This window comes from Lactobacillus agrestimuris (genome assembly GCF_943193025.1).
GTDB classification, from domain to species: domain Bacteria; phylum Bacillota; class Bacilli; order Lactobacillales; family Lactobacillaceae; genus Lactobacillus; species Lactobacillus agrestimuris.
Window position 1 is genome coordinate 51,721 of the sequence record NZ_CALPCQ010000011.1, and the last position, 13,470, is coordinate 65,190.

Genomic DNA, 13,470 nt, shown 5'->3' on the forward strand with positions numbered 1-13,470 from the left:
AAATGTTAAAGTATTTTGGAACTGATGGTGTTCGTGGTGAAGCAAATAAAGTATTAACTCCAGAAATGGCTTTTAAACTTGGCCGTGATGGTGGTTATATTTTAACTAAGGAAAAAGAAGACGATCGTCAAGCTAGAGTTTTGGTTTCTCGTGATACTCGTATTTCTGGCGAATTGCTTGAATATGCACTTATTTCTGGACTTCTTTCAGTTGGTATTGAAGTTTTGGAAGTTGGTGTAATTTCAACTCCAGGTCTTTCATACTTGGTTCGTGCACAAGGTGCAGATGCTGGTATCCAAATTTCAGCTTCACACAACCCAGTTGAGGATAACGGTATTAAGTTCTTCGGTAGCGATGGCTTAAAACTTTCAGATGCCATGGAAGAAGAAATCGAACAATTAATTGATGCTGAAAAAGATGAATTACCACGTCCTTCAGCTAAAGGTTTAGGAACTGTAACTGATTTCCATGAAGGTAGTGCAAAATATCTTCAATTTATCAAGAACACAATTCCAGAAGATTTAAGTGGTATTAAAGTTGTAATTGATGGTGCTAATGGTGCTGCAAGTGACTTGATTCCTAGATTGTTCGCTGATTGCGGCGTTGACTTCACTACAATTGCAACTCATCCAGATGGTTTGAACATTAATGATCACGTTGGTGCAACTCATACTGAAAAGTTACAAGAAGAAGTTGTTAAGCAAGGGGCTCAGTTAGGTTTGGCATTTGATGGGGATGCTGACCGCTGTATTGCTGTTGATGAAAACGGTAATGAAGTAGATGGTGACCATATCATGTACATCATTGGTAGTTACTTATCAGAACATGGTCGCTTGAAGAAGGATACTATCGTTACTACTGTTATGAGTAACCTTGGTTTTACTAAAGCCCTTGAAAGAAGAGGCATTAAGAATGTCCGTACTCAAGTCGGTGACCGTTACGTATCTGAAGAAATGCGTGCTAATGGTTACAATCTTGGTGGTGAACAATCAGGTCACGTTATCATGAGTGACTATCATAATACTGGTGACGGTATGCTTACTGGTCTTCACCTTCTTCTTGTAATGAAGAAGACTGGTAAATCATTGTCAGAACTTCTTGAAGATTTCAAGGAATACCCACAATGTTTAGTAAACGTCCCAGTAAAGGATAAGAATTCTTGGAAAGAACACCAAGCTATTGTTGATGTAATCAAAGAAGTTGAAAATGAAATGGGCGATAATGGTCGTGTACTTGTTCGTCCTTCAGGAACTCAAGAATTATTACGTGTAATGGCAGAAGGTCCAACACAAGAAGAAACTGATGCATACGTAGCACGTATCGTAGATGTTGTTAAAAAAGAAATGGGCAGATAAAATTTAAATCTGTTGTTCAAAAATACCGTTTGTAAAGCAATACAAACGGTATTTTTTTACCCAAATTTAATTATTATACCAATTTTAAAATAATAAACTTGACCAATTAGAAAAATAAGGCTATTATTACGTCTGTAACAATAAAAACTAACTAGTCCATTCAACGAAAATGAACTAGACCAAAGGAGAAAAATATGTGTGGAATTGTTGGGGTTGTTGGTAAACCCGCTAAAGAACTTATCTTAAATGGTTTAACTAATCTTGAATACCGTGGTTATGATTCAGCAGGTATTTATTTAAATGATTTAAACGGCAACGAATATTTAACTAAGGCTGTAGGTCGTATTTCTAACTTAAAAGAAAAATTAACTCCTGATGAAGAAGGTTTAGTTGGTATCGGACATACTCGTTGGGCAACTCACGGAAAGCCAACTGTTGATAACGCACACCCACATTACGATAAAACTAAGCGATTCTACTTAGTTCACAACGGTGTTATCGAAAACTATACTGAATTAAAGGAAAAGTATTTAGATGGTGTAAAGTTCCATTCAGATACTGATACTGAAGTTGTTGTTCAATTAATTGGTAAGATTGCTCGTGAAGAGAACTTAGATGGTTTTTCAGCATTTAAGGAAGCTTTGAAGCTTGTTAAGGGTTCATACGCATTCTTGCTTGTTGATAATACTGAACCTGACCATGTTTTCATTGCTAAGAACAAGTCACCAATGATGCTTGGTATCGGGGATGGATTCAATATCATCGCTTCAGATGCTATTTCAGTTTTAGACCAAACTAAGACTTTCGTTGATTTACAAGATGGTGATGTTGGTGACATTACCAAGGATTCATACGTAATTGAAACTGTAGATGGAGAAAAAGTTAAACGTGAACCACACGTATTGAATATTGATCCAAACGCTGCATCAAAAGGTACTTACGATTTCTACATGTTAAAGGAAATTGATGAACAACCAGGTGTTATGCGTCACATTTCTCAAGAATATCTTGATGACAATGGTAATCCAAAGGTTGAACAAGATATTGTTGATGCCGTTTCTAAGGCAGATCGCCTTTACATCTTTGCTGCTGGTACTAGTTACCACGCTGGATTAGTTGGTAAGACTTTATTCGAACACTACACTGGAATTCCTACTGAAGTTGGTTATGCTTCAGAAGCAGGTTACCACTTCCCAATGATGAGTAAGCATCCATTCTTCATCTTCTTAACTCAATCTGGTGAAACTGCCGATTCACGTGTTGTTTTGAAGGAAGCTAATAAGCGCGGTATTCCAAGTTTGACTGTGACTAACGTTGAAGGTTCAACTTTATCTCGTGAAGCAAATTACACAATGTTATTAGGTGCTGGTCCTGAAATTGCTGTTGCATCAACTAAGGCCTACACTGCTCAAGTTGCTTTACAAGCTGTTCTTGCTAAGGCTTTAGGTGAAAAGTTAAATAATGAAGAGGCCAAGGACTGGAACTTGAAGCACGATTTAGCTATTGCCGCAGAAGGTATTCAACAAATCGTAGATGGTAAAGAACAATTTGATGAATTGGCTAAGAAGTACTTAGTTCCATCAAGAAATGCCTTCTACATTGGTCGTGGAATTGACCATGCAGTTGCTTTGGAAGGTGCTTTGAAATTAAAGGAAGTTTCATACATTCAAACTGAAGGTTTCGCTGCAGCTGAACTTAAGCACGGAACAATTTCATTAATTGAAGACGGTACTCCAGTTATTGCTTTAATCAATGACCCTGTAACTGCTGATTTAACTCGTGGTAACATTCAAGAAGTAACTTCTCGTGGAGCTTCAGTAATTACTATTGTTGGTAAGGAATTTGCTAGAGATACCGATGATATTGTTTTACCAGAAATTAATTACTACATGTCAGCATTACTTACAGTTGTCCCAACTCAACTTTTAGCATATTACGCATCTAAGGATAAGGGCTTAGACGTTGATAAGCCACGTAACCTTGCTAAGAGTGTAACTGTTGAATAGTTAGTGTATACTTTTAATAAAAAGTCGTGAGGAAACTCACGGCTTTTTGTATAATTAATAGTGATGTTGTTAAAGTTTGTTTAAGGGGATGACAATTTATGGCAATTAAAATGATTGCGATTGACCTTGATGGAACATTGCTAACCAGTGGAAATACTATTTCTCCAGAAACCCAGAAGGCCTTACAAATTGCAAAGAATAATGGAATAAAAATTGTATTAGCGACAGGTAGACCTCTTTCCGGTGTTTTACCATTTGAATCTCAACTTGGACTTGAAGGAGACGATCAATATGCAGTTGTCTTCAATGGTGCAGTTGTTCAAAACTTGGCAGGAAAAGTTTTAATGAGTCAAGAAATGGATTACCGCGATTTTAATGTAATGCTGCGTCTTCAAAGATTAAGCCACGTTAACTTGCATTTTGAAACGACTGAGTGCTTTTGGACTTTAGACCGTGATCTTTCTGTCCAAATGCAAATCAATGCTGCATTTACCAATAATGATATTCGAGTTAGAAATCGTGATGAGATTCCAGAAGATTTTACTTTCAATAAAGTAGGATTCACTTGTAATAAAGATAGTGACCAAATTGCAAAATTATGGGGTTCAATTCCTGATTGGGCCTTTGAATCTTATGATATTGTAAGAAGCCTCGATAATGTTATTGAGTTAAATGCAATTGGCGCTTCAAAGGGTAATGCTCTGATGGATTTGGCTGAAAGATTGAAGATCAGTCAAAAAGATGTCATGGTCTTCGGTGATCAAGGAAATGATATTTCAATGTTTGAAAATCCTAATTTTCATAAGATTGCAATGGGGAATGCAATTAGTATGATTAAAGAAAAAGCAGACTATGTCACTGACGATAATGATCATAATGGAATTGCCAAAGCTTTAAAGAAGTTCGTGATTTAAATGAAAAAAAGTTTCGCAATTTTATCAAAAATAATTGTCTCTGCCCTAACTTTAATTTCAATGTATTTATTGTTATTTAGCCCAACTACTTTAAGAATTAATAATACTCATAAGATGGCTACAACGATTATTAACCGTGTTGTTGAACAATCGGATAATGATGGCTTAAAAGTTGGCGTTAAGATGCTTGAAGAATCAGGCCTAGAAAATGTACTTTTGTCAGAACTTCCTAAAAAGTATCAGCATGATTTTTCTTATGTTAATTTGTATCAATTAAGTCGAAAATATGATGAAGAAGGTAAAATTACAGAAAGTGATATTGGACTAAAGAGTAAAAATAATTTAACTAAGGTCATTAACTCTTATTTAATAAAAGAAATTAACCGAAAACTAAAGGAAGAGTCGACGCGAGTTCATCACATTATCAGTATTTACCGATATTCACTGTTAGCAATTGTTTTACTTTATGTTTTAGCAATTGTATTATTTATCTTTAACCGATATTGGGCTTCAGCTGCTTTATTAATTGGTGCGGTAATAACTTATGGGGCATTGCTTTATTTCGTAACAGGGGCAAATGCAGAGTTTCAATCACAAATCTATAGTGGAATAAACTTGAGCATTAATGCCGGCGTTGACTTAGGGCTATTCATAGGAGTTATCGTGGCAATTATTTGGCCATTTTTACTTCATAAAATCAGGAAGAGTGAGAATAATGCATAAAATTTTATTTGTTTGTCATGGTAATATTTGTCGTTCACCAATGGCAGAATTTGTTATGAAAGATATAGTTGAAAAGGCGGGTGTTTCCGATCAATTTCTGATTGATTCGGCGGCTGCAACAACTGATGCGGAAGGGATGCAGATGGATCCGAGGACTAAAAGAGTTCTTGATAAAAATGCTGTTCCTTATACCAAACATATTGCCCATAAAATGTCTGCAGATGATTATCAAAAGTATGACTATTTGATTGGAATGGATGAAGAAAACTTTATGGACATGAATCAGATTACTGGTGGTGATCCTGATCATAAAGAATATAAATTAATGAACTTCATTGATAGTACTAAAGATATTGACGATCCTTGGTATACAAATGATTTTGATACGAGTTATAAAGAAATTAAGCAATCATGTGAAGGACTTTTTAAGAAATTACAGTAAAAAATAAGGAGTGATCAATTCGATCACTCCTTATTTTATTAATCAAAGTATTTTTCTAAGACTTGCATTACACCACTATCATTATTACTTGGTGCTTCGTAATTGGCAATTTTCTTAATGCGCTCGTCGCCGTTTGCCATTGCATAACTATATCCAGCTAATGCAAGCATTTCTTTGTCATTCATACCGTCACCAAAAGCAATTAATTCGCTAGGTTTAACATCGAAATAACGTAAGAAATATTTTAAAGCTTGGGCCTTGTTAATTCCGTAGGGAACTACATCAATATCATCGAAACCACTAGTAGTACAATGAATATTTTCTGTGTGTTTACTATTAAAACGGGTTTCAATTTCATTTGCCCATTCAGCAGGGCAGTTTAAAGTGAGCTTGATAATTCTTTCATCGGAAGGCATTTCATCAAAATTATCTACTTCAACATAATTTGGATAATAGAAATGCATTAATTGCTTGAAGGCTGTAGGACTAGAACTTTTGAAGTAAGAAGCATTCTTTCCACTTACACAGATTTCTGCAGTTGGATAGTCACTTTCGATGAAGTGAATTAATTCAAGACCAGTTTTATGAGTTAAATAGTGGCTAGAAATAATATTGTTATCTCTGACTAAAATTGCACCATTGTCAGCAATAAGATCAATTTCATCTAAAAAATCTGCAAAGTCTTTTCTTAATCTAGAAAGTGGACGACCGCTTGAAACAATAAAATGAACTTTCTTTTCTTTGATTTTAGTAAGTAATTTTCTAAAACGTGCATGATCATAAGTTAAATCATCGTTCATAAAAGTTCCGTCCATATCAACGGCAATAGCTTTAAATGGAATTTCTGTCATAGTTCCTCCTTAAATTGCAATTTAAAGTTTACATTAACTTAATTATAACGTAAGCGTTTTATCGGAGATAGTCTAAAAACTATTGTTAGCACAATCTTACAGAATTTGATAAGTTAATTAGTATCGTAACCATAAAATAAAAATGAGAGGTAATGAAATCATGGAAAGTTGGCTTTTTTTAGGACTAGTTTTATTAGTAGCTTTAGTTGGAAAGAACACATCTTTAATTATTGCGACAGGAGTGGTAATGGTATTAAAACTTTTACCTTTTGCAGCAAAGTGGATGCCAGTAATTCAAAGTAAAGGAATAAATTGGGGTGTTACAGTTATCTCAGTTGCTATTTTAATTCCAATTGCAACAGGACAAATCGGATTTAAAGATTTAATCAATACTTTTAAAACACCTGCAGGTTGGATAGCTGTATTAGCCGGAATTGCAGTTGCAATTTTATCAAAGTATGGCGTAGATCAATTAGCAGCGGTTCCTCAGGTGACGGTTGCATTGGTTTTAGGAACGATTATTGGGGTTGTCGCTTTTAAAGGAATTGCGGCTGGACCAGTAATTGCTAGTGGGATGACTTTTATGATTGTTAGCTTATTTAATCTACATTTTTAAAGAAAAAATAAAAAATAACAACTGCTATTTAATAAAATTAAGAAATAAAAATAACACTGAAAAGTTAGAAAATTTTGTTCAAATAAAGAAATAACTAGAAAAAATTTGATTTTCAAGTTCCTGTAATACCAGTGAATTAGAGCAATACAAAAAAGTATTTTTGTATATCTATTGCAAAAAATAAAAAAACATCTATTATTTTAAGTGAGGGTTAAAGAACACCTATTATTTAATTTAAAAAGTAATTATATAAGATGAGAAAGAAGAGAATAAAAGATGTTATCTAGTCGAAATTATAAAGAACGATTACGTCAAATGGAACAAAAGAATGAACACTTTTCAATTCGTAAGTTAACCGTTGGTGCTGCATCAGTATTAATCGGTATTTCATTCTTAGGATTTAATGCACACACTGTTAGTGCTGATACAAATAATAATGGTTCACAAGCTAACGAAGATGTAGTAAAAGCTTCAGATGTTAATTCAGATGAAGGCCAAGCTTCTAATGAAAAGACATTAAAGGTTGCAGAACCTACTGAACAAAAGACTGAAACAAGTGCAGCAGCTTCAGCAACTAGTGCAGCACAAGAACTTAAAGTTAAGGAAACTAGCGCAGCAAGCAGCGCAACAGAACTTAAAGTTAAATCTAATGCAGCTTCAACATCATCAGCAGCTAGTTCATCAGCAGTTAAGTTAGAAGCAGCTAGCTCATCAGCAGCTAAGTCAGAAGTAGCTAGTTCAGCTTCATCAGCTACTTCAAGTGCCGCAAGTTCAGCAGCTAAAGATGATGACAACGTTATTACTTCAAATGGTAACGGTGTTGTAACTGGTAAGAACGCACAAGGTACTTGGGCAGCTATGGATGACAGTCAAGGCGTTAAAGTAGCTGTAACTAACTGGGCTGAATTTGCTAATGCTTGGAACAACTCAACTGTTACCCAAATCGACTTAGCAGGCGATATTAATGTTGATGATTCTTCAAACGTTACTAAGAAACCTAATCCAGTAGTTGCAAAGCACAAGTTGGAATTCACTGGTAACAGTATTTCACGTAAAGTAACTGTTAACGGTAACGGTCACGCTATTAACTTTGGTGATTGGTACTTTGAAAATAGTTGGGAAAATAAAGTTGGTCTTATTCATACCAACGGTAACCGTGCCATGAAAACTCCTTGGGACGTTACTTTCAATGATGTAACTGTTAACGCCAATAACACTAACCCATTTGGCTTTAGTGGTAACACTAACAATGCACCTTCAGGTGATGCATATGACAACACCAAGTATGACAAGGTAACTTTCAACAATGTCACTGCAACAGTTAAAGATGGTTCATTAATTGATTCTGCTAATGTTAATGTTCAATTTACCGGTGATAACAAGGTTACTTTACAAAGTATCATTAACAAGCATGCCGGAATTGATGCAAACTCAGTTCAAGTATTAAATGGTACTACTATCATTAACGCTGCTTCTCCAGATAAAACTGGTGGTGGTGTAATTGATGGTGAAGGTATGAACGTTATTTTGGTAACTCCACATAACGGAGCCGACTTCTCAGATCCTAAGACCGCTTATGATTCATTACATGTAGCTGAAGGTTCAACTTTAACTATTAACGCTAACACTAAGGATCAAGACGGAAACCTTATTAACAAAGAAATTCCAAACCAATACGACCTTCGTGGTATCGTAACTCGTGGTATGGGTATTGCCAACGCTTCTGATTGGACTGATGGTACTTTAACTATCGATGGTAACTTAAATGAAACTTTAGGTAGTGGTCACTCATCAGCTATTATGGCTCGCAACTTAACTATTAATAAGACTGGTAATGTTAACATTCTTACTCAACAAGATAACGAACATGACGGTTTTGAAAACAGTATTGTTGGTGCTTCTTCAGTCTTCAACGGCTTCCACGCTGGTGTTATTGCCTTAAACGTTGGTGGTATCCAAAGTTCTAACATTCAAGCTCATGACAGTAGCTTAATTGACAATGGTACTTTAAAGATTGTTCGTAAAGATGTTCCAGCTACTAACAAGGCTGATGGTAAGGTATGGGCACCATTAATTGTTATGGGTACTTATGGTACTAACCCAGTTAAATACACCATGAATGTTGGTGAAGGTGCTACTTTAGACCTTCAAGATCAAGCTTCTTTCGTAAGCCCAGCTTTATATACTGGTAAGGTTATGACCAATACTCCATTTGCCGGTTTAATCAACATGTACGGTGTTGACTCAAATGACGTTTTAAGCTTTACTAAGCCAGCTTACGTAAACTTACAAAGAACTGGTCAACAAACTGGTACTTTAATTCGTCTTGAAGGTAACAACGACTCAAAGAATGCCGGTAACATGATTCAATTGAATGGTGTAACTCCAGGTGGTACTCCATTATCACAATGGGACACTGGTAACTACACTGATAACCCATCAAACACTTGGCGTATTCAAAACTTAACTGCTCATGATGCTAAGGGTATGAGTGCTATCTTAGGTTACGACACTCTTAAGGGTTCAAAAGACGATCATACACTTAAGTTCCTTGATTCAAATGGTGCCGTAACTCTTACTATGGATAAGACCGGTCAAGTTGTTTACACTCGTAACAGTGATGGCCAAGTAGTTAACGACCCACAAGGAACTGTTGCACAAGAAGTACAATTAAACAACTTCTTAAACAATTTTAACTTCTGGACTCCACAAAGAATTTCATTTGGTACCAAGGCTGCTGTTTCACAATCAATCTATGCACCTACTGATGTACAACAAGGTACTACTAAGACTGTAAAACCAACTGTCTTTAATACACCAAGTGATTCCCCACAACAAGATCAAATCAAGACCACTTATGCCAAGACTGATGATACTCCAGCATGGGTAACTGTTGATGAAAACACTGGTGAATTAACTCTTGCACCAACTGCAGATAACAGTAAGGTTGGTATGTACAACGTACCAGTATTAGTAACTTACACTGATCAAACTAACAGTGGTGAAACTTCTACTCAAACTGTTTTAGCTCCAGTATTTGTAACTGATGGTAATGAAACTGTTGTATGGCCAAAGGATCCAGAAGGTAACCTTAACGGTGCAATCGTAATTACTACTGATCCAAGCGCACTTAAGGCACATGAAACTTCAGACAACACCATGGACTTAAAGGCAACTGATGCAGTTAAGTCAATTGATGAATACCAAATGGATACTGTTAACACTATTAGCACTACTCCAACTAGCATCGCAAAAGATGATAAAGGTATCACCATTGCATGGGGCGAAGAACCATCAACTGTTGTATCAGAAGCTACTAAGGGTGAAACCATTAAGGGTAGCGTAAACGTAACCTTTGATAAAGATTCACAACCATTTGCCGACCAAGTTGTAGTAGATGGTGACAATTACAAGACTACTTCAGAATTGAACATTGATGCACCAGGTGCTGTAGCCCAAGAAACTGCTCCAGCTACTAAGGTTGCAGCTACTGCTGGTACTAAATTAACTGATGAACAATTTAAGGCATTAGTAAACAGCTCAGTTCCAGCAAGCGAAATTGATCACGCAACTTTACAAAGTGTTGATAAAGATAACGCAGTTGTACGTATCACTTTCAACGATAAAGATGCCAAGGGCCAAAACACTTACTTAGATGTTAAGGTTCCAGCAAGCTACGTAACAACTCCATCAACTGATGCAGACAAGTACAACCCACACTACAACCCAGTAAATGTAAACCAAGGTGGTACTGTTCAAACTGGTGAACCAACATATGGTGAAGGTGTAACTGCTCCAGAAGGAACTACTTACACTATTCCAGAAGGAACTAAATTGCCAGAAGGCGTAACTGCAACTATTGATCCAAACACTGGTAACGTTACTGTAACTACTAGTGACAACACTCCAGAAGGTCCTGTATTTGTACCAGTAACAGTAACTTACCCAGATGGTTCAAAAGATAATACTGATGCACCAATCGCTGTTGGTTCAAACACATTCATCGGTACTGATTACAGTGTTACTGTTGAAACTAACTTGAACAACCTTCACGAAACTACTGCTAACAGTATGAATCCAGATGCCAAGGATGCAATTACTAAGATTACTTGGTGGAACAACAATGATGTTCGTGCCGGTAAGAACTTAGCTGGTAATGTAATTTACGACAAGGCTAATGGTACTGGTAACCTTGATGACGTAACTGTTGAATGGACTAACCCAATCAACACTAATGTAAATAAGGCTACTATGGATGAAGTTCTTCCAGGTTCTAATACTTCAACTGTTGATATTAAAAATAATCCAGCAATTAAGATTACTTACGGTAAAAACAGCCAATTAATTAAGGATACTGGTAATGGCTTATTCACTACTCAAGGCGGTAGCCAAACTGCTAGATGGTATGGTAATGGTGTAACTGTTGAAGGTGCAGATGCTAAGAACCCAGCTAAGGCAGTTGATGTAACTGCAGGTGTAAACGAATTAACTTCTGATCAAGTAGCTGCATTAATTAACACTACTAACTTAGACAAGTTAACTGCTAACAAGCCTGTATCATACACTTGGGCAACTCCACTTAAGAAGGGTGACAAGACTGGTACTGTTAAGATCACATTTAGTGATAAGGCTGCAAATGGTCAAGCAACTTACTTAAACGTTGAATTACCAACAGGTTCAATTAACGTAATTGATCCTAACGACAAACCAACTTACAGTGAAAACGCAACTGGTACTCCAATTGTTACTGAAAAGGGTGTAATGCCAAGTCCAGCAGATGGTATTGGTAACAAGGATGAATTGGATCCTAAGACTACTTACACTTGGACTAACGGTGAACCAGATGTAAGCAAGATCGGTAAATCAACTGTAACCATTACTGTTCACTACCCAGATGGCAAGACTCAAAATGTTGATACTCCATTAATCGTTACTGGAACAGAAATTCCAACTAACCCTAATGATCCAAATCAATCTGATTTATTCACTAAGGTAACTAGAACTATCGACGGAACTACTCCAGATGGTAAGAAGATTTTAAATCAACCAGAAGAAGTAATCTTTGCACGTACTAAGACTGTTGATAAGAATGGTGATACCACCTACGGAGATTACAAAGTATTTGAAAATGGTGCACAAACTGACAAGACTACTGGTAGCTTTGCTAAAGTAGATGTACCACAAGTAGATGGCTACACTTCATACGTTGATGGTAAGGTTGCAACAGAAGTACCAGCTGTAAACGATGTAACTCCAGAAACTAAGTCAACCACTGTAACTGTAAGTTACACTGAAAAGGGTAAGACTCCAACTTACAGTGAAAATGCTACTGGTACTCCAATCGTTACTGACAAGGGTGTAATGCCAAACCCAGCAGATGGTATTGGTAACAAGGATGAATTAGATCCTAAGACTACTTACACTTGGACTAACGGTGAACCAGATGTAAACAAGATTGGTAAGACTACTGTTTCAATCACTGTAACTTACCCAGATGGTAAGACTCAAATCGTTGATACTCCATTAATCGTTACTGGAACAGAAATTCCAACTAACCCTAATGATCCAGATCAATCTGATTTATTCAAGACCGTAACTAGAAACATCAACACTACTACTCCAGACGGCAAGACTGCTACCCAAACTCAAAAGGCAACCTTCGCACGTACTAAGACTGTTGATAAGAACGGTGATACTACTTACAGCGCATACACTGTATACAACACTGATACTAACAAGTTAACTAATGCTACTGAAACTACTTTACCAGCAGTTCCTGTAAAACAAATTGACGGTTACTTCTCAGAAGTAAATGGTGCAAAGGCAACTGAAGTTTCAGCAATCTCAGTAAATGCTGACAGCAAGCCAGAAGATGTAACTGTAACTTACGTTGAAACTGATGCTCACAAGTATACTCCAGAAGGTCAACCAATTAATACTGATAAGGGTCATATGCCAGATCCATCAGAAGGTATTGGTAACAAGGGTGACTTGCCAACAGGAACTAAGTACACTTGGACAAACGGTGAACCAGATGTAAATACCCCAGGTACTAGACCAGTAACTATCACAGTAACTTATCCAGATGGTTCAAAGGATGAAGTTCCTACTACAATCACTGTTACTGATGATGCAGATAAGTATACTCCACAACCAAACCCAATTAATACTGATAAGGGTCATATGCCAGATCCATCAGAAGGTATTGGTAACAAGGGTGACTTACCATCAGGTACTAAGTACAGTTGGACAAATGGTGAACCAGATGTAAACACTCCAGGTACTAGACCAGTAACTATCACAGTAACTTACCCAGATGGCTCAACAGACACAGTAACTACTACAATTACTGTTACTGATGATGCAAGTAAGTACACTCCAGAACCAACTCCAATTAATACTGATAAGGGTCATATGCCAGATCCATCAGAAGGTATTGGTAACAAGGGTGACTTACCAGATGGTACTAAGTACACTTGGACAAACGGTGAACCAGATGTAAACACTCCAGGTACTAGACCAGTAACTATCACAGTAACTTACCCAGATGGCTCAACAGACAC

8 protein-coding genes are annotated in these 13,470 nt (G+C 36.7%); 7 read left to right on the top strand and 1 reads right to left on the bottom strand.

Annotated elements, in window-relative coordinates:
* The first annotated feature begins 2 nt into the window (after nucleotides 1-2).
* From glmM to NFR82_RS04880, 5 genes are all read left to right on the top strand, one after another.
* Nucleotides 3-1,355 carry a phosphoglucosamine mutase gene (gene glmM, locus NFR82_RS04860; protein WP_251717165.1) on the top strand — a complete coding sequence of 451 codons (1,353 nt, stop codon included), beginning with the start codon at nucleotides 3-5 and terminating at the stop codon, nucleotides 1,353-1,355.
* Between the two features lie 194 nt (nucleotides 1,356-1,549).
* Entirely contained in the window at nucleotides 1,550-3,361 is a 1,812-nt protein-coding gene (gene glmS, locus NFR82_RS04865; protein WP_251717166.1) for a glutamine--fructose-6-phosphate transaminase (isomerizing), read from the top strand.
* A gap of 98 nt (nucleotides 3,362-3,459) precedes the next feature.
* A complete protein-coding gene (locus NFR82_RS04870) occupies nucleotides 3,460-4,275 on the top strand; it encodes a Cof-type HAD-IIB family hydrolase (protein WP_251717167.1) in 816 nt (271 codons plus the stop codon).
* Nucleotides 4,276-4,998 carry a hypothetical protein gene (locus NFR82_RS04875; RefSeq protein WP_251717168.1) on the top strand — a complete coding sequence of 241 codons (723 nt, stop codon included), beginning with the start codon at nucleotides 4,276-4,278 and terminating at the stop codon, nucleotides 4,996-4,998.
* The gene (locus NFR82_RS04880; RefSeq protein WP_251717169.1) at nucleotides 4,991-5,440 is read left to right on the top strand and encodes a low molecular weight protein-tyrosine-phosphatase; all 450 of its coding nucleotides are present in this window, start codon (nucleotides 4,991-4,993) and stop codon (nucleotides 5,438-5,440) included. The genes NFR82_RS04875 and NFR82_RS04880 overlap by 8 nt, the downstream gene beginning before the upstream one ends.
* A 38-nt stretch (nucleotides 5,441-5,478) precedes the next feature.
* On the opposite strand, the gene NFR82_RS04885 is transcribed toward NFR82_RS04880, so the two are convergent.
* Nucleotides 5,479-6,291, bottom strand: coding sequence for a Cof-type HAD-IIB family hydrolase (locus tag NFR82_RS04885; protein WP_251717170.1), 813 nt, complete (start codon nucleotides 6,289-6,291; stop codon nucleotides 5,479-5,481).
* 160 nt (nucleotides 6,292-6,451) lie between these two features.
* On the opposite strand from NFR82_RS04885, the gene NFR82_RS04890 reads away from it, so the two are divergent.
* Nucleotides 6,452-6,907, top strand: coding sequence for a DUF441 domain-containing protein (locus NFR82_RS04890; RefSeq protein ID WP_251717171.1), 456 nt, complete (start codon nucleotides 6,452-6,454; stop codon nucleotides 6,905-6,907).
* A gap of 276 nt (nucleotides 6,908-7,183) precedes the next feature.
* A partial coding sequence (locus NFR82_RS04895; protein WP_251717172.1) for a Rib/alpha-like domain-containing protein occupies nucleotides 7,184-13,470 on the top strand: 6,287 nt, incomplete at its 3' end.